Here is a 21,894-nt window from a genome sequence, read left to right as displayed (position 1 = left end):
GCGTTATCCTGCAACGCAAAAACACCGGTACCAGACAATAATTCTCTCCATATCTCATTCATGGAGTGCAGTTGATGGAAACCAGTAAGCTCACGGTGAAAGAAAAGATTGGCTATGGAATGGGCGACGCCGGATGCAACATCATCTTTGGCGCCATCATGTTGTTTGTTAACTATTTTTACACAGACATTTTTGGTCTGGCGCCTGCTCTGGTCGGCGTATTACTGCTCTCAGTACGCGTTATTGATGCCGTTACTGATCCCATTATGGGCGCAATGGCCGACCGTACGCGCAGCAAATATGGTCGATTTCGTCCATGGCTTTTGTGGATGGCTTTCCCATACGCATTATTCAGCGTATTGATGTTTACCACCCCGGAATGGACCTATAACAGCAAAGTTATCTATGCCTTTGTTACCTATTTCCTGCTCTCAATTACCTATACGGCGATCAATATCCCCTATTGCTCTCTCGGCAGCGTCATCACCAACGATCCGCAAGAACGCGTCGCCTGCCAGTCATATCGCTTTGTATTGGTAGGAATTGCAACTCTGCTGCTGTCACTCACCCTGCTCCCCATGGCCGACTGGTTCGGCGGGGAAGACAAAGCCAAAGGGTATCAAATGGCGATGGCGGTACTGGCCTTCATCGGCATGTGTATGTTCCTGTTCTGCTTTGCAACCGTCCGTGAGCGTGTCCGTCCTGCCGTCCCGACCAATGACGATTTAAAAGCCGATCTAAAAGATGTGTGGAAGAACGATCAGTGGGTAAAAATTCTGCTGTTAACCCTGTGCAACGTCTGTCCGGGTTTTATTCGCATGGCTGCCACCATGTACTACGTGACCTGGGTTATGCAGCAGAGTACACAATTTGCGACGTTGTTTATCAGTCTTGGCGTTGTAGGCATGATGATCGGCAGCATGTTGGCGAAGGTGTTAACCGATCGCTGGTGCAAACTGAAAGTGTTCTTCTGGACCAATATCATCCTGGCGATTTTCTCCGCCGCGTTTTACTTCTTCGATCCGAAAGCCACCATGATGATTATGGTGCTCTACTTCCTGCTCAACATCCTGCATCAGATCCCATCCCCGCTGCACTGGTCGCTGATGGCGGATGTCGATGACTATGGCGAGTGGAAAACCGGTAAACGTATCACCGGAATCAGCTTCTCCGGTAACCTGTTCTTCCTGAAACTGGGTCTGGCGATTGCCGGAGCGATGGTCGGCTTCCTGCTCTCCTGGTACGGCTACGACGCTGGGGCGAAAACGCAAAGCGACTCCGCCATTAACGGTATTATGCTGCTGTTTACCATCATACCGGGCGCAGGCTACCTGATTACTGCAGGCGTGGTTCGTCTGCTGAAAGTTGACCGCGAGTTTATGCAGCAAATCCAGACAGATTTAGAAAAGCGCCGCGCCAACTACCGTGAACTGAATGAATACCACGATATAAAAACGACTGAAACCGTAAGGAAAGCCTAATGAATCAGTGGCCAAATCCCTTTATTGAACAGCGTGCCGATCCGTTTATCTTACGTGACGGTAGCCACTACTATTTCATTGCTTCAGTACCTGAATATGACCGGCTGGAGATACGCCGGGCCGACTCGCTGGAAGGGTTGCGCACCGCCGCCCCGGTTATCATCTGGCGCAAGCCAGAAAGCGGCCCCATGAGCCAACTCATCTGGGCGCCCGAAATCCATCATCTGGCAGGCAAGTGGTACATCTATTTTGCCGCCACCCACACACAGTCGCTCGACAAGCTGGGGATGTTCCAGCATCGCATGTTTGCGCTCGAATGTGCCGACGCCGATCCGCTGACCGGAAAGTGGACGGAGAAAGGTCAGATTAAAACGCAGTTTGATACCTTTGCGCTCGATGCCACCACCTTTAACCATCAGGGAAAACAGTGGTATCTATGGGCGCAGAAATCGCCCGATATCGCCGGAAACTCCAATATCTATCTCGCAGAACTGGAAAATCCATGGACGATTAAAGGCGAGCCGGTCATGCTAAGCCATCCTGAATATGACTGGGAATGCCGGGGTTTTTGGGTCAACGAAGGTCCTGCCGTCATGGTTCACGGCGACAAGTTGTTTATCAGCTATTCCGCCAGCGCTACCGATGAGAACTACTGTATGGGATTATTGTGGATTGACTTAGACGCAGATCCGCTCACCCCGCAGAACTGGCACAAATCACCGCGCCCGGTCTTTACCACCAGCTATGAAAACCGCCAGTTTGGGCCAGGACACAACAGCTTTACGCAAACGCCAGAAGGTGAAGATGTGCTGGTGTATCACGCGAGAAATTACACCGAAATCGAGGGCGATCCGCTGTACGACCCAAACCGCCACACTCGTCTGAAGCTCGTGCGTTGGGACGAAAACGGCATGCCAGATTTTGGCATCCCGCCTGCTGATACGAACTAAACTGTTGCACTGCCCGGTGGCGCTAACGCTTACCGGGCCTACACGTTTTTCCATTGTAGGCCGGATAAGCGTTAGCGCCATCCGGCACAACGCTATACTAATGCCCCATAAATGGTCAGCAACGCAATAATCACCACCACCACAAATGAGGTCTTCTTCGCCATCGAAACAGCCGCTTTTGGCGTTTCGACTTTATCGGTATGAGGTTCGCGCGCCAGCGAGAACTGCGCCAGACGCGTAAGCACCTGATATTGCGAAGTATGCAGATCAGCAAGCGACGCAAACCAGGCTGGCAACGCCTTCTCGCCGTGTCCTAACAGCGCATAGACCACGCCCGCCAGACGCACCGGGATCCAGTCCAGCACATGCAGGATCGCATCAATACCCGATTGCAGACGCTGGTGCGGTGTCTGATAGCGCGCCAGCCAGGACTGCCAGGCACGTAAAAAGGCATAACCAACCAGCGTCACAGGTCCCCACGGGCCACCGACAATCAGCCAGAATAACGGCGCCAGGTAAAAGCGAAAGTTGTTCCATAACAGCGCGTTCTGCAGTTCACGCAGGAACTCACGCTCGTCACAGTCCGGCGGAACACCATGGATAAGCGTCAGCTCGCTGGCCATCGCCTCACGAGCGTGAGCGTCATCGCGAGCGGCCGCGTTCAGGTAAGCGTGATAGTGAAGGCGCGCCTTGCCTGCGCCGATGCACAGCAAGCCAATTAAGATCCACGCCACCAGCAACGGAACGTTAAACAGCAGCCCATGAAGTGCGCGCAGTAGCAGAAACGTCACTCCCATCGCAATAAGAGTCATGCCTACCGTACGCATCATCGAGAAATGCTTAATCCGGCGGAAAAAAGCTTCAACCCGGTGATCAAGCTGCCAGTGCTCACCCAGCTTAAACAGGCGTTCAACAATCAACACCAGTAATGTTGTAAACAGCGTCATGTCATCTCCTTGTGCGACGAGGGGGTGACCAGGGCGCGAAACCTTGCCCAGTCAAATGAGGGCCCGGGATCGGTCTTACGCTCGGGCGCAATATTGCAATGTCCTGTCATATTGTTAGCAATAGCCGGATAACGCGTAATCAGGGCATTGGTCACGGCTGCCAGTTGCTGGTACTGCGCGTCGGTATAGGCCAGCGTATCCGTCCCTTCCAGCTCAATACCAATTGAGAAATCATTACAGCGTTCACGGCCCTGATAGCTCGAGACGCCGGCATGCCAGGCGCGTTTATCAAAGGGGACATACTGCACGATTTCACCATCACGGCGAATTAAACAATGGGCCGAAACGCGCAAATGGGCGATTCCGGCAAAATAAGGATGGGCGTTGGGATCAATCGTGCCAGTGAACAGCGCGTCTATCCACGGGCCGCCAAACTCGCCGGGCGGCAGGCTGATATTATGCACCACCAGCAGAGAAGGGTTTTCGTCATCCGGGCGGCAATCGTAATGCGGAGAGGGAACGCGTCGCGCCTCTGCCAGCCAGCCCTCGTCTAACAACATGCAGAATCTCCTTATTGGTGGTGCTCATATCAGGTTCAGGGTAGCATGTTTCCACCTTATGATTCGTTAGCAATTTGGAGTTTTATCATGCCGCCTCGCCGCTATAACCCTGACTACCGACGTGACGCGCTGTTGGAACGCATAAATCTCGATATCCCTGCCGCTGTCGCTCAGGCGCTGCGTGAAGATTTAGGCGGAGAAGTTGATGCCAATAACGATATCACCGCACAGCTTTTACCCGAAGACATGCGCTCCCACGCTACCGTAATTACCCGCGAAGATGGCGTTTTTTGTGGGAAACGTTGGGTGGAAGAGGTCTTTATTCAACTGGCTGGCGATGATGTAAACATCACCTGGCATGTCGAAGATGGCGACAGCATTAAGGCTAATCAGCCACTGTTTGAACTGGACGGCCCTTCCCGCGTGTTACTGACCGGTGAACGTACCGCGCTTAATTTTGTGCAGACGCTTTCAGGTGTAGCAAGCGAGGTGCGTAAATACGTCGACCTGTTAGCTGGGACCAAGACCCAACTGCTGGATACGCGTAAAACCCTGCCAGGACTGCGTACCGCGCTAAAATACGCCGTATTGTGCGGCGGCGGCGCGAATCATCGTTTGGGGCTGTCCGACGCTTTCCTGATTAAAGAAAACCACATTATTGCTTCCGGCTCGGTACGTCAGGCCGTAGAAAAAGCATTCTGGTTGCACCCGGATGTGCCGGTTGAAGTCGAAGTAGAAAGCCTGGATGAGCTGGACGACGCGCTGAAAGCCGGGGCCGACATCATCATGCTCGATAACTTCGAAACCGACCAAATGCGCGAAGCGGTAAAACGCACCAACGGCCAGGCGCGTCTGGAAGTCTCGGGCAATGTCACCCATGAAACGCTGCGCGAATTTGCCGAAACCGGCGTGGATTTCATCTCTGTTGGCGCGCTGACCAAACATGTTCGCGCTCTCGATCTCTCCATGCGTTTTCGCTAATTGCTGATTGTATTGCCCGATGATGCTTCGCTTATCGGGCCTCCTACACAGGTTTATTCTGTAAGCCGGATACGGCATTTACGCCGCCATCCGGCAGTTTCTTCGAGCCTCTTAGCAAATACATTGTCTGATTCTGTAATTTCGTAAAAGTCCTCGGAATCCGCCTTCCCATTCTGTTTTTTGTCTCTCGCCGTCCTCCCGTCGGTTTGCCAAAGTAGCGCCAGCAAACTCAAGGAGTGAACAATGAACAAGCAACGAGGCTTTACGCTTATCGAACTCATGGTGGTGATTGGCATTATTGCCATTCTTAGCGCCATCGGTATTCCGGCATATCAAAACTATCTGCGCAAGGCCGCGCTGACAGACATGCTGCAAACCTTTGTCCCCTATCGCACAGCGGTTGAGCTCTGTGCACTGGAACATGGAGGAACAGATACCTGCGATGCCGGAACGAATGGTATTCCCACTCCAACAACTACCCGTTACGTCTCAGCCATGAGCATTGAAAAAGGCGTTGTCAGTCTTAGTGGGCAGGAAAGCCTGAACGGGTTAAGCATCACCATGACGCCGGCTTGGGACAATGCCAACGGCATTACCGGCTGGAACCGTAACTGCATCATCCAGAACGACAGCGCATTGCAGCAGGCCTGTGAAGATGTTTTCCGCTTCGATACCCACTAAGGAACAGAGATGAATACCACCCAGCTTACAGCGCTATGCCAACGTTATCAGGGAATATTACTGGATGCAGACAATGAAGTGGTGCATATCGCCGTCGTAGACGCCCCATCACACGAACTGCTGGATGCACTGCATTTTGCCACCACCCGGCGCATCGACATTGTCTGCTGGACACGTCAGCAAATGGAAGGCCACACGCATACACCGCAAAAAATGCTCCCTGCAGTAGTCACAAAAAGCAGCGCCAGCGCAGCAGACTTGCTGAATCAGACGTTTCATTCCGCTCTGGAGAAACGGGCTTCTGATATTCATTTTGAGCCAGCGGAAAATCACTATCGGATCAGATTACGTGTGGATGGAGTACTCCACGCTTTACCGGAAGTCACGACCGAGATGGGCATTGCCATCACCGCGAGGTTAAAAGTATTGGGCAGTCTGGATATTGCCGAGCATCGGCTTCCACAAGACGGACAATTTACCGTTGAGATTTCAGGAGAACCTATCTCGTTTCGCATCGCCACCCTGCCCTGTCGCTACGGCGAAAAAGTCGTGTTGCGGCTACTTCATCAGGTCGAGCAGTCACTGGAGATCGCCGCACTGGGAATGCAAGACGCGCAACTGGCCGCATTTTCGCAAGCCTTGCAGCAGCCTCAGGGGCTGATTCTGGTTACCGGGCCTACCGGAAGCGGTAAAACGGTCACACTGTACAGTGCGCTGCAAACCCGAAACACGCCAGATGTTAATCTCTGTAGCGTAGAAGATCCGGTAGAGATCCCGATCGCAGGCATCAACCAGACGCAAATTCACCCACGCGCCGGTTTGACTTTTCAGGGAGTCTTACGTGCTCTGTTGCGTCAGGATCCCGACATTATCATGGTGGGTGAAATCCGCGATGGAGAAACAGCAGAAATAGCCCTTAAAGCCGCACAAACCGGTCATCTGGTTCTTTCTACGCTGCATACCAATTCCACCAGTGAAACGCTGGTGCGTCTGCAACAAATGGGGGTCGCACGCTGGATGATCGCCTCCGCGCTGACGCTCGTCATTGCACAGCGATTGGTCAGAAAGTTGTGCCCCCATTGCCGACAACGTCAGAGTACGCCTATCACACTCCCGAAAGCTGTCTGGCCTACACCACTACCGAATTGGCAGGCCCCTGGCTGCAAACATTGTTATCACGGATTTTATGGCCGTACGGCATTGTTTGAAGTACTCCCTGTTACTCCGGCATTACGTCAGAGTATTGCCAGTGACGCCCCCGTAGACGGAGTGGAACCTGATGCTCAGCTATCAGGGAGAACGCTTTTCGAGAATGGCTGTCAGGCCGTCGAGCAAGGATTAACGACATTTGAAGAGCTGATTCGTGTACTGGGCATGCCTCATGTCCGCTAAACAGCTTTGGCGCTGGCAAGGCATTAACAACAAAGGTAAATCGCTGGAAGGTACACTATGGGCCGATACCCAACCGTCATTAATGCTGGCTCTTGAGAAACAACAGATTACGCCGCTACGCATTAAGCGTATGCGTGTCAAAACCTCGCACTGGAGCCGTACAAGAAGTGCCGAAACCATACACCAGTTGGCGACATTGCTAAAAGCAGGGTTAACGCTCTCAGCAGGGCTAGCTCTGCTTGCTGAACAACATTCCAGCAGTCAATGGCAGGCGCTACTGCGTACGCTGGCTTACGATATGGAACAGGGCATTACCCTCTCCACCTCGCTATCACAATGGCAACACGTTTTTCCGCCCCTTTACCAGGCAATGATCCGCACCGGAGAGCTTACGGGTAAGCTGGACGACTGCTGTTTTGAACTCGCCTACCAGCAAAAGAAACAACAGCAACTTGCTGATAAAGTTAAAAAAGCCCTGCGCTATCCGATTATCATCATCACAATGGCGGTGTTGGTCGTATTTGCGATGTTGCAGTTTGTACTCCCTGAGTTTGCCGCCATCTACCAGACATTCAACACCCCGCTACCGGCCCTCACTCAGTGGATTATTACCATCGCACACTATAGCAGCCAATGGGGATGGCTGGCGGTAGCACTTGGCCTGGTAGCGGTTGCGGCACATCATTTGATAAATCAGAAACCGTACTGGCTCGTTCTGCGCCAGAAATTGCTGCTCAGCCTCCCGGTCATAGGGCCGATGGTGAGAGGGCAAAAGCTCACGCAGATCTTCACCGTTCTGGCGTTAACGCAAAATGCGGGCATTCCCTTTTTGCAGGGTCTTGAGAGCGTTACCGAAACGCTGGCTAACCCTTTCTGGTCGCAACGTTTAGCGCTGGTTCAGCACGACATTAGCGCCGGAAAGCCGGTCTGGTTAGCGCTTAAAAATAGCGGTGAATTCAGCCCATTGTGCATACAGCTGGTCCGAACAGGTGAAGCTTCCGGCTCGCTGGATGCAATGCTGCGCAATCTCGCGCATCACCATGGCGAGAAAACCCTGGCTCAAGCTGAGAATTTGGCTGCATTACTTGAGCCTGCGTTGCTGGTCATTACGGGGCTTATCATCGGTACGCTGGTTGTCGCGATGTATTTACCGATTTTCCATTTGGGAGATGCGATGAGCGGAGTGGGATAAATTCAAATGCCGGATGGCGACGTAACGCCATCCGGCATTTCACAGAACGACCTGTTTTACAGGCTATTGAATACGCGGTTCTCTTGTTCCTGTACACGAATAAACGTTGTACGTTTGGTCAGCTCTTTCAGACGGGATGCGCCTACATAGGTGCAAGCAGAACGCAAACCGCCGAGAATATCGCGAGCGGTATTATCAACCGGGCCGCGCAGAGGCAGCTTAACGGTTTTACCTTCAGCGGCACGATACTGAGCAACACCACCAACATGGCGGGTCATAGCAGATTCTGAGCTCATACCGTAGAACAGCATGAATTTCTCACCGTTTTCTTCAACAATTTTGCCGCCGCTTTCTTCGTGACCGGCCAACATACCGCCGAGCATAACGAAGTCTGCGCCGCCGCCAAACGCTTTTGCAACGTCACCCGGCATTGTGCAGCCGCCGTCGCTGACAATCATGCCGCCCAGACCGTGGGCTGCATCCGCACATTCAATAACCGCAGAAAGCTGTGGATAGCCAACGCCGGTTTTTACACGTGTGGTGCATACAGAACCCGGGCCTATGCCTACTTTGACAATATCAGCACCGGAGAGCACCAGCTCTTCACACATTTCACCGGTGACTACATTGCCCGCACAAATCGTTTTTGTCGGCCATGCTTCACGCGCTTTCGACACAAACTGAACAAAATGCTCTGAGTAGCCATTTGCCACATCAATGCAGATAAAATTCAGCGCTGGGTTGAGCGCCAAAATCTGTTTGGTTTTTTCGAAGTCTGCGTCAGACGTGCCGGTTGAAACCATTACGTGTTTGAGTACATCGGCAGAAGTCTCTGCGATGAAGGCGGCCCAGTCTTCAACAGAATAGTGTTTGTGCACAGCGGTCAGGATGTCGAAGGATGCCAGCGCCGTTGCCATGGCAAACGTCCCGACAGTGTCCATGTTCGCGGCAATAATAGGTACGCCGGACCAGGTCTGACCTGAATGCTTAAAGGTAAATTGACGTTCCAGCTCAACATCGGAACGGCTTTTGAGAGTAGAACGCTTAGGGCGGATAAGAACGTCTTTGAAACCTAACTTCAGATCTTCTTCGATACGCATGTGCGGATTCCTGGGGTTAATGGCGAAAAATCGAAACTCACAACTCCAGTGACGCTATCATACGCACTAATCAATGCCGCGCAAGACTGCGAAATTCTCTTTTTTTACGCTACAATCCCATAAATTTACCTGGCGAATAGTAGGTTAATCCTGCAACAGCCTCGCCTTCGCACGCTTAACTTTTAACTGTTTGATAATCAAACTTAAACTCCAGGATCGGCATCTATGAGGTATACGGTAGCCTTAACCGGCGGCATTGGCAGTGGTAAAAGCACCGTTGCAAATGCGTTCGCTGACCTCGGAATAAACATCATTGATGCAGATATTATTGCGCGCCAGGTGGTTGAACCCGGCACACCTGCTCTTAAGGCAATCGAAGAACATTTTGGTTCCGAGGTTATCGCCGCAGACGGATCGTTGCAGCGGCGCATTTTACGCGAACGCATTTTTTCCGCCCCAGAGGAGAAAAGCTGGCTGAATGCCCTGCTCCATCCGCTTATTCAGCAGGAAACGCAGCGCCAGTTTCAGCAAGCGACCTCACCTTACCTGTTATGGGTTGTCCCTTTGCTGGTGGAAAATTCGCTGTATAAAAAAGCCGACCGCGTACTTGTGGTGGATGTCACGCCCGAAACCCAGCTCAGACGCACCATGCAGCGTGATGACGTCACACGTGAGCATGTTGAACAAATTCTTGCTGCCCAGGCAACGCGTGAAGCGCGGCTGGCCGTGGCAGACGATGTTATTGATAATAATGGCGCACCGGAAGCCATCGCCTCGGATGTCGCCCGCCTGCACGCGCTCTATTTGCAATGCGCGTCGCAGTTTGTCTCACAGGAAAAACCGTAATGCACACCCAGGTCCTTTTTGAACACCCTCTCAATGAGAAGATGCGTACATGGCTGCGCATTGAATTTTTAATCCAACAGCTCTCCGTTAATTTACCCATTGCTGACCATGCCGGCGCTCTGCATTTTTTCCGCAATATCGGAGATTTACTGGATGTATTTGAACGCGGCGAAGTCCGTACCGAACTCCTCAAAGAACTGGAGCGACAGCAGCGTAAACTCCAGGCCTGGGTCGAAGTTCCCGGCGTCGATCAAAGCAGAATCGACTCTTTGCGCCAGCAGTTAAAAAGTGCAGGCAGCATTCTGATTTCTGCCCCGCGTATTGGACAGACGCTGCGCGAAGATCGTCTGATTGGTCTCGTACGTCAGCGTTTAAGTATTCCTGGCGGGTGCTGCAGTTTCGATCTGCCGACTCTGCATATCTGGTTACACCTGGCGCAATCGTATCGTGACGCGCAGGTTGAAACCTGGCTTGCCAGCCTGAATCCGCTCAATCAAGCGCTGTCGCTGGTGCTGGATTTAATTCGCAACTCAGCGCCGTTTCGTAAGCAAACCAGCCTGAATGGTTTTTATCAGGACAACGGCGAAGATGCAGATCTGCTGCGCTTGCAGCTGCCGCTTGATTCGCAGCTTTATCCGCAAATTTCTGGTCATAAGAGCCGTTTTGCCATCCGCTTTATGCCGCTGGATAGCGAAAATGGTCAGGTGCCTGAGCGCCTCGATTTTGAACTGGCGTGCTGTTAAGGAGTCAACATGTCTGAACAAACCATCGTCAACTGCCCAACCTGCGGCAAGCCTGTAGTATGGGCTGAAGTCAGTCCGTTTCGCCCATTCTGCAGCAAGCGCTGCCAGTTAATCGATCTGGGAGAGTGGGCTGCAGAAGAGAAACGCATCCCAAGCTCAGGCGATCTGTCGGAAAGCGACGACTGGAGTGAGGAGCAGAAGTAATTCTGCTAATACGTAGGGCGGGCAAGCGTAGCACCCCCGCCATAATTTGCCGGATGGCGGTGTTGCCTTATCCGGCCTACGAACACCATTATCCAGTAATCAGCTTTTCAATGACCGGTGCATTCGCCGGCGGGAAATCTTCCGCATTCAGAGCATATTGCGCTATCCACTGCGCCGGTTGCCCCTCTTTTCCCCACGGCTCGCCTTCCCAGCTTTCAACCAGCCAGAACCACAGAGTGATATGCCTGTCCGGAAACTGATACTCCAACTTTTCGAACAATGAACTTTGAGTCGGCGTGATCCCTACTTCTTCCTGTAGCTCGCGAATCAGCGCCTGCTCCGGCGTTTCGCCCGCTTCAATTTTCCCGCCGGGGAACTCCAGCTTATTGGCCATGTGGGCATCAGCCGCACGCTGGGTGATAAAAATTTCATTGTGCTGATTACGAATAATCCCGACGGCGATCTGCAATATTTTCATTTTCATCGTCCATAAAAAAGGCGCAGAAGTCTGCGCCTTTTCAATAAGTTATTTTCTTAGCTCAGACGGCCATGACACTGTTTGTATTTCTTGCCGGAACCGCAAGGACACGGATCGTTACGACCCACTTTACGATCGCCGGTTTGTGCCGCCAGCTCTTCTGCCGCAGCAGAATCATCACCTTTATGGCTCAACTGCTGCATCTGCGCTAAACGCTCAGCTTCTTCGCGACGCTGCTGCTCCATCGCTTCTACTTCTTCAGGCATACGCACCTGAACTTTGCTCAGAGTGCTGATCACTTCGTACTTCAGTGATTCCAGCATTGATGCAAACATAGAGAAGGATTCACGCTTGTATTCCTGCTTCGGATCTTTTTGCGCGTAACCACGCAGGTGGATACCCTGACGCAGGTAATCCATCGCAGCCAGGTGCTCTTTCCACAAAGAGTCGAGCGTTTGCAGCATCACGCCTTTTTCGAAGTGACGCATCATCTCCGCGCCCACAACTTCTTCTTTGCGCTGATAAACTTCTACTGCGTTTGCCAGAATACGTTCGCGCAGCGTTTCTTCGTGCAGCTCAGGTTCTTTATCCAGCCACTCTGAAATCGGCATATCCAGATCGAAGTCGTTTTTCAGACGTTCCTGCAGACCCGGAATATCCCACATTTCTTCCAGAGACTGCGGCGGAATATAGGCATCAATCGTCGCTTTGAATACGTCTTCGCGAATGCTGTTAATGGTTTCGCTAACGTCAGTTACGTCCAGCAGTTCGTTACGCTGGGTGTAGATAGCACGACGCTGGTCGTTGGCAACATCATCATATTCCAGCAACTGCTTACGAATATCGAAGTTGCGGCTTTCCACTTTACGCTGCGCGTTAGCAATTGCTTTGGTCACCCAAGGGTGTTCAATGGCTTCACCAGGCTTCATACCCAGTTTACGCATCATGCCGGACACGCGGTCAGAGGCAAAAATACGCATCAGCGCATCTTCCATCGACAAATAGAAACGAGAAGAACCCGCATCCCCCTGACGACCAGAACGACCACGCAGCTGGTTATCGATACGACGAGATTCGTGACGCTCAGTACCGATAATATGCAAACCACCAGCAGCTAATACCGCGTCATGGCGAACCTGCCACTCGGCTTTGATCTGCGCGATTTGTTCCGGAGTTGGGTTTTCCAGCTCGGCAACTTCTGCCTGCCAGCTACCACCCAGCACGATATCGGTACCACGACCCGCCATGTTAGTAGCGATTGTCACGGCAGACGGGTAACCCGCCTGTGCGACGATATCCGCTTCGCTGGCATGGAACTTGGCGTTCAGAACGTTATGTTTGATGCCTGCCTTGGTCAGCTCGTTAGAGACCACTTCAGATTTTTCAATGGAGATAGTACCCACCAGCACCGGCTGGCCATTTGCGGTACGCTCTTTAATATCTTCAATGATCGCCTGAATTTTTTCCGCTTCGGTCATGTACACCAGATCCGGTAAATCCTTACGGATCATCGGACGGTTAGTTGGTACAACTACGGTATCCAGCTTGTAGATGGAGCTAAATTCAAAGGCTTCGGTATCTGCTGTACCGGTCATACCGGCCAGTTTTTCGTACAAACGGAAGTAGTTCTGGAAGGTAATAGATGCCAGCGTCTGGTTCTCGTTCTGGATCTCTACGCCTTCTTTAGCTTCAACAGCCTGGTGCAGACCATCAGACCAGCGACGCCCCTGCATGGTACGGCCGGTGTGTTCATCAACGATGATAACTTCGCCGTCTTTCACGATGTAGTCAACATCGCGGGTAAACAGCACGTGCGCACGCAGTGCGGCAGTCACGTGGTGCATCAGCATAATGTTGCCTGGAGAGTACAGAGACTCGCCCTCATCCATAATGCCTTCGTTAACCAACAACTCTTCAATCAGTACCAGACCACGTTCGGTCAGGTTAACCTGGCGCGCTTTCTCATCAACAGAGAAGTGGCCTTCCCCCTGGAACGTGTCGGAATCTTCCTTCTCCTGACGGATCAGGTGTGGGATGATTTTGTTCACTTTTTTATACATTTCCGAGCTGTCTTCAGCCGGGCCGGAAATGATCAGCGGCGTACGCGCTTCATCGATCAGGATGGAGTCAACTTCATCGACCAGCGCATAGTGCAGTTTACGTTGAACACGCTCTTCCGGACTAAACGCCATGTTGTCGCGCAGGTAGTCAAAGCCGTATTCGTTGTTGGTACCGTAAGTAATATCGGCGTTGTAGGCTTCACGCTTGGCTGGCGCTGGCAGGCCAGACATGTTGATACCAACGGTCATGCCGAGGAATTCAAACAGCGGGCGGTTATTTTCGGCATCACGCTGAGCCAGGTAGTCGTTCACGGTAACCACGTGTACGCCCTTCCCGCTTAATGCGTTCAGGTAGGCTGGCAGCGTCGCGGTCAGGGTTTTACCTTCACCAGTACGCATTTCTGCGATGCAGCGATCGTTAAGCACCATACCGCCCAGCAGTTGAACGTCGAAGTGGCGCATACCGAACACGCGTTTACTCGCTTCACGCACCACTGCGAACGCTTCCGGGATCAGGCTCTCAACGCTGGCACCTTTTTCCAGACGGGCGCGGAATTCAGCGGTCTTCGCTTTCAGTTCATCATCGGAGAGTTTTTCCATCTCCGGTTCCATTGCGTTGATGACATTGACCACTTTACGCATACGACGCAGCGTACGCTCGTTACGGCTACCGAATACTTTGGTTAATAATTTGATTAGCATAATAAAATCTCAAACGCCCCGCGATGCGGAGTCAAAAATTATAAGTTGGAAGGTTCTTTTTTAGCTGAGGCGTTGAGGACCAGCGCGGATACCCTGCAGCTGGCTGATCCAGACCGGAACGCTAAACGCGGCCTGAGAAGTAAAGTGGGCGTATGTCACGCGACTTACTGTCGCGGGCGGAGTGCCTTCTTGCGTCAGCATCGCGCTGAGCGTATTCAGTAACGCAAGATGGTGCGCCTGGATTGGCAACGGCTCTTCGGCAACAGGCAACGCCTGAGGCGCCATGGCAAAAGAAAGATGGCGGATAACCGTACGAATGGCATGTTGATGCCAGTAATCGACGGTAAAATTTGGGCGGCGATTAGTCGCTTCCAGCAAAGCAAGCTGGCTAAAGTTAACTTTAGCGGATTGATCGTGATTGCTGGCGGTCGCCTTCGCGGGGGTATTGGGTTCAGCAGCATTACCGAGCGCGGGCAGGCCAAAACTCGCCGCGACCATCCCCAACAGGAGATGCGGCCAGAAGTACCGTCTGCCTAACTGTCGCCAACGCGTCAGTATTCCACTCACGTTTTTGCCACCTGATATACCCTGCGTTTGGGGTTACGAATGCAAAACATTTTTTTGCGCACGAATCTTATCATTAAAGCGTACGCTCCACAGCAGTAATGACAACCGGCCATGGGTAAATATGCTCAAGAAAGCAGCGATCGCACACTATTTTAACCTAGTGGCAGGGAAATATTTGCGTTGGAAAAGGCTGCGCTAATGAGTACATAAAAAACGACTGGCTCACCTGGCCGGAGAGAGTGCCAGATTTACCAGTCGAATTTATACGACAGCGTATGTCGTTATGCCAGTACGGTCGAAGGTGCTTTGAACGCCAGAGGCAGTTCTGCATCGTCCTGGAAGGTCACATATTCCCAAGCTTCCTGTTTTGCCAGGACCGCCTGCAACAGTTTGTTATTCAATGCATGACCGGATTTATACGCGGTGAATGCACCAATAATGTTGTGACCACACATGAACAAGTCACCAATCGCGTCGAGCATTTTGTGACGAACGAATTCATCTTCAAAACGCAGACCGTCTTCGTTCAATACGCGATAATCGTCAACAACGATGGCACAATCGAAGCTGCCGCCCAAGGCCAGGCCACGGGACTGCAGATATTCGATATCACGCATGAAGCCGAAAGTACGCGCACGGCTGATCTGACGCATGAACGCATCTGCAGAGAAGTTCATCGCGTAGCGCTGCGTGCTGGCATCAATCGCTGGATGGTTAAAGTCGATGGTAAAATCCAACGAGAAACCATTAAACGGTTTGAATTCAGCCCACTTATCACCATCTTCGACACGAACGGTCTCTTTGATGCGAACAAATTTCTTAGCGCTGTTCAGTTCTTCAATACCCGCATCGAGCAGCAGATATACGAATGGAGCAGCACTACCATCCATGATCGGGATTTCCGGGGCGTTAACTTCAATAACAATGTTATCGATACCTAAGCCCGCCAGAGCAGCATTCAGGTGCTCTACGGTTGAAATCCGCACATCATGCTCATTGACCAGACACGTACAGAGCATGGTATCACGCACAGATTTGGCATCGGCCGGGAAATCTACCGGAGGATTCAAGTCGGTGCGACGATAGATGACCCCGGTGTTGGCCGGCGCAGGGCGTAGCGTCAGCGTGACTTTTTTGCCGGTATGTAAACCGACGCCAGTCGCCTGAACGATACGTTTAAGTGTCCTTTGTTTGATCATCGTATAATCTCGCCAAATTAACTATCCAACCGAAGTGTACTATACATTCGGCGGGCCAGTTTAGCACAAAGAGCGCAGATTCCCAAATTCCAGCTAATTCTTAATCAGCTTGCTTACGCAGGAATGCAGGGATATCCAGATAATCCGGCTCTTTAGTGGTTTGCGGCGTATTGTCGTTAACCACTTTCGCTACCGGCTTCTGTTCTTGCGTCAACGGCGCCATGCCGTGTTGCTGGTAACGATCCATTACCGGCTGCTGTACCTGCTTGTTGGTTACCAGAGTGATTTCAGGACGCTTGTCCATACCAATTCCAGTCGCAACAACGGTCACACGCAGTTCGTCGTTCATATCCGGGTCCAGAGAGGTACCGATTACCACGGTCGCGTTATCCGATGCAAAGGCACGGATGGTGTTACCCACGGTTTCGAACTCATCCAGACGCAGGTCGAAGCCCGCAGTAATGTTGACCAGCACGCCGCGTGCGCCGGACAGATCGATGTCTTCCAGCAGCGGAGAAGAGATAGCCATTTCAGCCGCTTCTTCTGCACGGTCTTCACCGCTCGCCACGCCAGAACCCATCATCGCGTAGCCCATTTCGGACATCACGGTGCGCACGTCTGCAAAGTCGACGTTCATCAGGCCCGGACGAGTAATCAGTTCAGCGATACCCTGAACTGCGCCTTTCAGTACGTCGTTCGCTGCGCCAAACGCATCCAGCAGGGAGATACCGCGACCCAGTACTTTCAGCAGTTTGTCATTCGGAATAGTAATTAGAGAGTCCACATGTTTGGACAGCTCGGTGATACCCTGCTCCGCGAATGCCATACGCTTCTTGCCTTCAAAGTTGAAAGGCTTAGTCACGACAGCAACGGTCAGAATACCTAAATCTTTTGCTACTTCAGCAACCACTGGCGCTGCACCGGTACCGGTACCGCCGCCCATGCCTGCTGCGATAAACACCATGTCTGCCCCGTCAAGCGCTGCACGCAGAGCTTCACGATCTTCGTCTGCCGCATTACGGCCGACTTCCGGGTTCGCACCCGCGCCCAGACCTTTGGTGATGCCGCTACCAATCTGAATGGTCTGTCCAACCGCCGTTTTACGCAACGCCTGAGCGTCGGTATTCACTGCGAAGAATTCAACACCTTCGATGCGCTCGCGCACCATGTGTTCAACGGCATTACCGCCACCGCCGCCGACGCCGATGACTTTAATCACCGCGTCATTGGTAAGTTCCATAGGTTCAAACATAGTTTCTCTCTCCGTTGTGCCTGTCGCCTGAGACCGTTAATGTGCGTTGGTCTCTTTAAAAATTAAAACTCTTTTCGCAGCCAGCTATTGAGTCGTTTGATCCACGAGCCAACTGATGCCGTTACGCGTTTTTCTACTTCAGCCTCACCACTCAAATGGGATTCTTTTCCGTAGTGAAGCAGCCCCACTGCCGTTGAATAATACGGCTCCTGAGCATAATCCGTCAGACCAGTGATATTCAGCGGCGCGCCAATACGTACTTGCGTATGGAACACGCGCTGTGCGCAGGCCGCAAGACCTTCAATTTGCGCAGCACCACCGGTTAACACAATCCCCGCCGCCAGATGATGTTTCACACCCTGCTGGCGAAGCTGTTCTTGTAATTGCAAAATTTCTTCGTTGACCAGGTTGAGCAGCTCGGTATAACGCGGCTCAATGACTTCTGCCAGGGTCTGACGTTGCAGGCTACGCGGTGGACGACCACCTACGCTTGGCACTTCAACGCTTTCGTCTTTACCCACGATGGACCCCAGCGCACAGCCATGGCGCACTTTAATGGCTTCAGCATCGCTCGGCGGCGTACCAAAGGCATACGCGATATCACTGGTCACTACATTCCCTGCATAAGGGATAACTTTAGTGTGGCGCAACGCCCCGCCAGTATAAACGGCGATGTCCATTGTACCACCACCAATATCCACCACGCAGACACCCAGCTCACGTTCATCTTCCGTCAACACGGAATAACTGGCTGCCAACCCGGCAAAAATCAGTTGGTCAACTTTCAGACCACAACGTTCAACAGCTTTGACAATGTTCTTCGCCATGTCGTTGTGGCAGGTAATAAGGTGGACTTTTGCCTGCATACGTACGCCGGAAAGACCTACCGGATTTTTAATGCCTTCCTGGTAGTCAATGGCGTATTCCTGCGGAATAACGTGCAGAACACGATGTTCATCGCGAACGCGTACGGATTTTGCCGTATGTACCACGTTTTCCACATCTTCCTGCGTCACTTCCTCTTCGGAAATGGGCACCATACCAATTTCATTTTGACAGCTAATATGTTTACCGGAAAGTGCCAGATACACCGAGGAAATCTGGCAATCTGCCATCAGTTCAGCCTGGTCAATGGCGCGCTGTACGCACTTCACCACTGACTCAAGGTCATTCACCCCGCCTTTATCCATACCTCGCGATGGGCAACTGCCCACGCCAATGATATTGACCATACCGTCGGGCAGAACTTCCCCTACTAAAGCGGCTACCTTCGCGGTGCCAATCTCCAGTCCAACTACCAGTTTTCTGTCCGTCGCCTTGATCATTGTTGTTCTGCCTGTGCCTGATTCTGTTGCTGATTAGATTCCTCAGGAGGCAAGGGAACCCAGCCTACTGCCGCTCCTGAGTCATAACGCAAATCAACGTAGCTAATCCGTTTGCCATCGGTTTGCGCCTGCTGCTGTAAAACCGGGTAGAGTTCCACAAAGCGAGCCAAACGTTTTATCGTATCGCCCCTGCCCAGATTGAGCTTAATATCGTTATTCAGCGTCAACTGCCAGGAACGACGAGCGGTCATCGCCGCTTCCTTCAGGGTGAATCTATCCTTAGCCAGCACCTGCCCCATATCACGGAACCCTTGCAACACTTCACTTGCGCTGCCTTCCGGTCCGTACAACATAGGTAATACCTGCTTATTGGCCCGACCGGTTGGGACGCTGAACGTATTGCCTTCGGCATCCACCATATGCTGGTCATTCCAACGCGCAATGGGCACATATTCAACCAGATGAATCTTCAATTCATCGGGCCATTGCTTTCTGACGCTCGCCTGTTTAATCCAGGGGAGACGTTCAATTTGACTCTGAATGATGTTCACATCCTGAGTCATAAAGGTTCCCGGAGCGCCCAGAGCCAGAATGGACTGACGAATATCGTCATTGCGCGTGTAATGCCGTTCGCCGGTTAACACCAGCTTTGACAATGGCAACCGCTGCGCATCTTCCATCCACCCCAACACTACCCAGCCGCTGACAAACACGGTGCACAGCACTGTCAGCAGGAACAGTATTCCTGCAAGACGCGTTCCATTATTGCGGCGTGAGGAGTTTACTTCTTCTTCATCACCGTTTCGCGTGTTCAGCGCAGCCTGCGACATATCAGTCCGCCAACTCCAGAATTCTTACCACCAACTGCGAGAAGCTCAGGCCAGCCTGACGTGCCGCCATCGGCACCAGGCTGTGGCTGGTCATACCCGGAGAGGTATTCGCTTCCAGCAGATAAAACTGGCCATCGCTGTCCAGCATGACGTCAATGCGACCCCAACCTTTACAGCCCAATGCGGTCCATGCTTTCAGGACTAATTCCTGCAAACGGGCCTCTTGTTCGGCTTCCAGACCTGCAGGGCAGAAATATTGTGTCTCATCAGAGAGATACTTCGCCTCATAATCATAGAAGGTTCCCGCGGGTTGGATACGTATTGACGGTAAAATTTCTTCACCAAGTATCGCAACTGTAAATTCCGGGCCACTGAGCCATTTTTCGATCAGTACTTCTTCATCATGCTGAAAAGCCAATGCTAATGCACCCTGCAAAGCATTTTCTTCTTCAACTTTTGACATCCCTACGCTGGAGCCTTCACGGCTTGGCTTCACAATCAGCGGCAAACCTAACGCAGAGATTTTTGTAACCGATTCATTGCTAAGACCTTTTTCGAACTCAGAGCGGGTCAATGCAACCCAGGGCGCGACGGGTAAACCTGCGCCCTGCCACAGCAGCTTGCTGCGCAGTTTGTCCATCGAAATTGCGGACGCCATGACGCCGCTGCCGGTATATGGCAGGCCAATTTGCTCCAGCATGCCCTGCAACGTGCCATCTTCCCCGCCACGACCGTGCAGCGCAATAAACACCTTCTGAAAACCCATAGATTTCAGAAGAGTGACATCAATCTCTTTAGGGTCAACCGGATGGGCATCGACACCACCTTCACGTAACCCTGCCAGTACGGCCGCGCCGGAATTCAGCGAAACTTCACGCTCTGCGGAGGTTCCTCCTAACAGGACCGCGATTTTATCAGCCATGTTGTTCTTCCTCCGGGTTTTGCGGCTTCAGTTTGATTTCAGCTAAGGAACGCGCGATTTTGCCGATATTTCCAGCGCCCTGCACCAAAATAAGATCATTGCCGGTTAATACCGGCGCCAGCATTTCTGCCACCTGAGCCGGATCGGATACCAGAATCGGGTCGATCTTACCGCGACCACGGATCGTACGGCACAGCGAGCGGCTGTCAGCCCCCGGAATCGCGGCTTCACCCGCGGCGTATACATCCAGCATCAACAGCGCATCGACCTGAGTCAGCACGTTGGCAAAGTCGTCATATAGATCGCGTGTACGCGTAAAGCGGTGCGGCTGGAACAGCATTACCAGATTTTTGTCCGGCCAGCCCGCGCGTGCAGCTTTAATCGTGGCATCCACTTCCGTTGGGTGATGGCCATAATCATCAACCAGCATCGCCGTCCCGGCTTTACCGTTTACCGGCTCAAGCGGAAATTCGCCGAGGAAGTCAAAACGGCGTCCGGTGCCCTGGAAACTTTCCAGCGCGCGCAGAATTGCGTCGTCTTCAATGCCTTCTTCTGTTGCAACTGCCACCGCCGCCGCCGCGTTCAGCGCATTGTGACGGCCCGGTGCGTTCAATGTCACACGTAAATCGGCCATCCCCTGACGCAGCAGCGTGAAGTGCCCTTGTGGACCAATCTGCTGGTAATCTTCAACGCGCACATCAGCATCATCGCTGAAACCATAGGTTGTGGTTTGACGACCGACCCGCGGCAACAACTCGCGGATCACCGGATCGTCAACGCACATCACCGCACGACCATAAAACGGTAAGTTATGCAGGAAATTAATAAACGTCTGCTTTAAATTTTCAAAGTCGCCATGGTAGGTATCCATATGATCGGCTTCGATATTGGTAACAATCGCCACCATCGGCTGCAAATGTAGGAACGACGCATCGCTCTCATCTGCCTCCGCAATTAAATAACGGCTATGACCCAGACGCGCATGGACGCCTGCAGCCTTCACCAGACCGCCGTTGACAAACGTCGGATCCAGCCCCGCTTCCGCGTAGATACTGGAGACCATCGCTGTGGTCGTGGTTTTACCGTGCGTCCCGGCAATGGCGATACCGTGACGAAAACGCATTAATTCAGCCAACATTTCAGCACGACGGATCACCGGAATACGTGCTTCATGCGCCGCAACAATTTCCGGGTTATCCGCAGAAATGGCGCTGGATACCACCACCACGCTCGCATCACGCACGTTTTCCGGGCGATGGTTGAAGAAAATCGTGGCGCCCAGATTCGTCAACTGCTGAGTCACCGGATTCGGCGCCAGGTCAGAACCGCTGATCTGATAACCTTCGTTGGCCAAAACTTCGGCAATACCGCCCATACCAGCACCACCGATGCCGACAAAGTGAATGTGCCGAACGCGACGCATTTCGGGCACTATGGAACGCAGTTTTGCCAGTTGTTGTGTATTCATTCTTTAGCCATTAA

The 21,894-nt window shown here is 52.3% G+C and carries 21 protein-coding genes; 9 read left to right on the top strand and 12 right to left on the bottom strand.

Annotated features, from left to right (window positions below; genetic code table 11):
- Positions 1-74 precede the first annotated feature (74 nt).
- Together G4551_RS04140 and G4551_RS04135 are read left to right on the top strand one after the other, a co-directional pair.
- Positions 75-1,481 carry a glycoside-pentoside-hexuronide (GPH):cation symporter gene (locus tag G4551_RS04140; protein ID WP_003837460.1) on the top strand — a complete coding sequence of 469 codons (1,407 nt, stop codon included), beginning with the start codon at positions 75-77 and terminating at the stop codon, positions 1,479-1,481.
- Positions 1,481-2,431, top strand: coding sequence for a glycoside hydrolase family 43 protein (locus tag G4551_RS04135; RefSeq protein ID WP_003837458.1), 951 nt, complete (start codon positions 1,481-1,483; stop codon positions 2,429-2,431). Before G4551_RS04140 ends, G4551_RS04135 begins: the two co-directional genes overlap by 1 nt.
- 92 nt (positions 2,432-2,523) lie before the next feature.
- Here the strand turns inward: G4551_RS04135 and ampE are convergent, their stop codons facing one another.
- Both ampE and ampD read right to left on the bottom strand, forming a co-directional pair.
- Positions 2,524-3,378 carry a beta-lactamase regulator AmpE gene (gene ampE / locus G4551_RS04130; RefSeq protein WP_003018711.1) on the bottom strand — a complete coding sequence of 285 codons (855 nt, stop codon included), beginning with the start codon at positions 3,376-3,378 and terminating at the stop codon, positions 2,524-2,526.
- Positions 3,375-3,938, bottom strand: coding sequence for a 1,6-anhydro-N-acetylmuramyl-L-alanine amidase AmpD (gene ampD / locus G4551_RS04125; protein ID WP_003018719.1), 564 nt, complete (start codon positions 3,936-3,938; stop codon positions 3,375-3,377). The genes ampE and ampD overlap by 4 nt, the downstream gene beginning before the upstream one ends.
- An 87-nt stretch (positions 3,939-4,025) precedes the next feature.
- On the opposite strand from ampD, the gene nadC reads away from it, so the two are divergent.
- From nadC to hofC, 4 genes are all read left to right on the top strand, one after another.
- The gene (gene nadC, locus G4551_RS04120) at positions 4,026-4,919 is read left to right on the top strand and encodes a carboxylating nicotinate-nucleotide diphosphorylase (RefSeq protein WP_003837454.1); all 894 of its coding nucleotides are present in this window, start codon (positions 4,026-4,028) and stop codon (positions 4,917-4,919) included.
- 243 nt (positions 4,920-5,162) lie between these two features.
- Complete coding sequence (gene ppdD / locus G4551_RS04115; protein ID WP_003018724.1) at positions 5,163-5,600, top strand: prepilin peptidase-dependent pilin; 438 nt, start codon at positions 5,163-5,165, stop codon at positions 5,598-5,600.
- 9 nt (positions 5,601-5,609) lie between these two features.
- Positions 5,610-6,992 carry a type II secretion system protein GspE gene (gene gspE / locus G4551_RS04110; RefSeq protein ID WP_003837453.1) on the top strand — a complete coding sequence of 461 codons (1,383 nt, stop codon included), beginning with the start codon at positions 5,610-5,612 and terminating at the stop codon, positions 6,990-6,992.
- Complete coding sequence (hofC, locus tag G4551_RS04105; RefSeq protein WP_003837451.1) at positions 6,982-8,184, top strand: protein transport protein HofC; 1,203 nt, start codon at positions 6,982-6,984, stop codon at positions 8,182-8,184. The genes gspE and hofC overlap by 11 nt, the downstream gene beginning before the upstream one ends.
- A gap of 56 nt (positions 8,185-8,240) precedes the next feature.
- On the opposite strand, the gene G4551_RS04100 is transcribed toward hofC, so the two are convergent.
- Positions 8,241-9,284: a GMP reductase gene (locus tag G4551_RS04100; protein WP_003018732.1), complete on the bottom strand. Its 1,044-nt coding sequence runs from the start codon at positions 9,282-9,284 to the stop codon at positions 8,241-8,243.
- Between the two features lie 225 nt (positions 9,285-9,509).
- Here G4551_RS04100 and coaE point away from each other — a divergent pair, with 225 nt between their 5' ends.
- The 3 genes from coaE to yacG are packed head-to-tail and all read left to right on the top strand — an operon-like array spanning position 9,510 to position 11,077.
- Positions 9,510-10,130 (top strand): dephospho-CoA kinase, encoded by a 621-nt coding sequence (coaE, locus tag G4551_RS04095; protein WP_003837447.1) that lies wholly within the window; start codon positions 9,510-9,512, stop codon positions 10,128-10,130.
- Entirely contained in the window at positions 10,130-10,873 is a 744-nt protein-coding gene (gene zapD / locus G4551_RS04090) for a cell division protein ZapD (protein WP_003837445.1), read from the top strand. The genes coaE and zapD overlap by 1 nt, the downstream gene beginning before the upstream one ends.
- A 9-nt stretch (positions 10,874-10,882) precedes the next feature.
- Entirely contained in the window at positions 10,883-11,077 is a 195-nt protein-coding gene (yacG, locus tag G4551_RS04085) for a DNA gyrase inhibitor YacG (protein ID WP_003018740.1), read from the top strand.
- 88 nt (positions 11,078-11,165) lie between these two features.
- Here the strand turns inward: yacG and mutT are convergent, their stop codons facing one another.
- The 9 genes from mutT to murC all read right to left on the bottom strand — a co-directional run bounded on the left by mutT (position 11,166) and on the right by murC (position 21,880).
- Positions 11,166-11,555, bottom strand: coding sequence for an 8-oxo-dGTP diphosphatase MutT (gene mutT / locus G4551_RS04080; RefSeq protein ID WP_003837443.1), 390 nt, complete (start codon positions 11,553-11,555; stop codon positions 11,166-11,168).
- A 56-nt stretch (positions 11,556-11,611) separates the two neighbouring features.
- Positions 11,612-14,317 carry a preprotein translocase subunit SecA gene (gene secA / locus G4551_RS04075; RefSeq protein WP_003018746.1) on the bottom strand — a complete coding sequence of 902 codons (2,706 nt, stop codon included), beginning with the start codon at positions 14,315-14,317 and terminating at the stop codon, positions 11,612-11,614.
- A 60-nt stretch (positions 14,318-14,377) separates the two neighbouring features.
- Positions 14,378-14,884, bottom strand: coding sequence for a secA translation cis-regulator SecM (gene secM / locus G4551_RS04070; RefSeq protein WP_003018748.1), 507 nt, complete (start codon positions 14,882-14,884; stop codon positions 14,378-14,380).
- A 281-nt stretch (positions 14,885-15,165) separates the two neighbouring features.
- A complete protein-coding gene (lpxC, locus tag G4551_RS04065; RefSeq protein ID WP_003018750.1) occupies positions 15,166-16,083 on the bottom strand; it encodes a UDP-3-O-acyl-N-acetylglucosamine deacetylase in 918 nt (305 codons plus the stop codon).
- 100 nt (positions 16,084-16,183) lie between these two features.
- A complete protein-coding gene (gene ftsZ, locus G4551_RS04060) occupies positions 16,184-17,335 on the bottom strand; it encodes a cell division protein FtsZ (protein WP_003018753.1) in 1,152 nt (383 codons plus the stop codon).
- A 62-nt stretch (positions 17,336-17,397) separates the two neighbouring features.
- The gene (ftsA, locus tag G4551_RS04055) at positions 17,398-18,660 is read right to left on the bottom strand and encodes a cell division protein FtsA (protein ID WP_003018755.1); all 1,263 of its coding nucleotides are present in this window, start codon (positions 18,658-18,660) and stop codon (positions 17,398-17,400) included.
- The gene (gene ftsQ / locus G4551_RS04050) at positions 18,657-19,490 is read right to left on the bottom strand and encodes a cell division protein FtsQ (RefSeq protein WP_003018758.1); all 834 of its coding nucleotides are present in this window, start codon (positions 19,488-19,490) and stop codon (positions 18,657-18,659) included. Before ftsQ ends, ftsA begins: the two co-directional genes overlap by 4 nt.
- Before the next feature lies 1 nt (position 19,491).
- A complete protein-coding gene (locus tag G4551_RS04045) occupies positions 19,492-20,412 on the bottom strand; it encodes a D-alanine--D-alanine ligase (protein WP_003837439.1) in 921 nt (306 codons plus the stop codon).
- Complete coding sequence (murC, locus tag G4551_RS04040) at positions 20,405-21,880, bottom strand: UDP-N-acetylmuramate--L-alanine ligase (protein WP_003837436.1); 1,476 nt, start codon at positions 21,878-21,880, stop codon at positions 20,405-20,407. The genes G4551_RS04045 and murC overlap by 8 nt, the downstream gene beginning before the upstream one ends.
- Positions 21,881-21,894: the final 14 nt, after the last annotated feature.

Origin of the sequence: Citrobacter freundii ATCC 8090 = MTCC 1658 = NBRC 12681 (assembly GCF_011064845.1) — a bacterium.
GTDB classification, from domain to species: domain Bacteria; phylum Pseudomonadota; class Gammaproteobacteria; order Enterobacterales; family Enterobacteriaceae; genus Citrobacter; species Citrobacter freundii.
The sequence above is the reverse complement of the archived record's forward strand: the minus strand, read 5'-3'. Positions and strand labels throughout refer to the sequence as shown.

Bases quoted from the DNA above. Each gene is read 5' to 3' on its own strand.
- G4551_RS04140 (WP_003837460.1), top strand. From the start codon at position 75: ATGGAAACCAGTAAGCTCACGGTGAAAGAAAAGATTGGCTATGGAATG.
- G4551_RS04135 (WP_003837458.1), top strand. From the start codon at position 1,481: ATGAATCAGTGGCCAAATCCCTTTATTGAACAGCGTGCCGATCCGTTT.
- ampE (WP_003018711.1), bottom strand. From the start codon at position 3,378: ATGACGCTGTTTACAACATTACTGGTGTTGATTGTTGAACGCCTGTTT.
- ampD (WP_003018719.1), bottom strand. From the start codon at position 3,938: ATGTTGTTAGACGAGGGCTGGCTGGCAGAGGCGCGACGCGTTCCCTCT.
- nadC (WP_003837454.1), top strand. From the start codon at position 4,026: ATGCCGCCTCGCCGCTATAACCCTGACTACCGACGTGACGCGCTGTTG.
- ppdD (WP_003018724.1), top strand. From the start codon at position 5,163: ATGAACAAGCAACGAGGCTTTACGCTTATCGAACTCATGGTGGTGATT.
- gspE (WP_003837453.1), top strand. From the start codon at position 5,610: ATGAATACCACCCAGCTTACAGCGCTATGCCAACGTTATCAGGGAATA.
- hofC (WP_003837451.1), top strand. From the start codon at position 6,982: ATGTCCGCTAAACAGCTTTGGCGCTGGCAAGGCATTAACAACAAAGGT.
- G4551_RS04100 (WP_003018732.1), bottom strand. From the start codon at position 9,284: ATGCGTATCGAAGAAGATCTGAAGTTAGGTTTCAAAGACGTTCTTATC.
- coaE (WP_003837447.1), top strand. From the start codon at position 9,510: ATGAGGTATACGGTAGCCTTAACCGGCGGCATTGGCAGTGGTAAAAGC.
- zapD (WP_003837445.1), top strand. From the start codon at position 10,130: ATGCACACCCAGGTCCTTTTTGAACACCCTCTCAATGAGAAGATGCGT.
- yacG (WP_003018740.1), top strand. From the start codon at position 10,883: ATGTCTGAACAAACCATCGTCAACTGCCCAACCTGCGGCAAGCCTGTA.
- mutT (WP_003837443.1), bottom strand. From the start codon at position 11,555: ATGAAAATATTGCAGATCGCCGTCGGGATTATTCGTAATCAGCACAAT.
- secA (WP_003018746.1), bottom strand. From the start codon at position 14,317: ATGCTAATCAAATTATTAACCAAAGTATTCGGTAGCCGTAACGAGCGT.
- lpxC (WP_003018750.1), bottom strand. From the start codon at position 16,083: ATGATCAAACAAAGGACACTTAAACGTATCGTTCAGGCGACTGGCGTC.
- ftsZ (WP_003018753.1), bottom strand. From the start codon at position 17,335: ATGTTTGAACCTATGGAACTTACCAATGACGCGGTGATTAAAGTCATC.
- ftsA (WP_003018755.1), bottom strand. From the start codon at position 18,660: ATGATCAAGGCGACGGACAGAAAACTGGTAGTTGGACTGGAGATTGGC.
- ftsQ (WP_003018758.1), bottom strand. From the start codon at position 19,490: ATGTCGCAGGCTGCGCTGAACACGCGAAACGGTGATGAAGAAGAAGTA.
- G4551_RS04045 (WP_003837439.1), bottom strand. From the start codon at position 20,412: ATGGCTGATAAAATCGCGGTCCTGTTAGGAGGAACCTCCGCAGAGCGT.
- murC (WP_003837436.1), bottom strand. From the start codon at position 21,880: ATGAATACACAACAACTGGCAAAACTGCGTTCCATAGTGCCCGAAATG.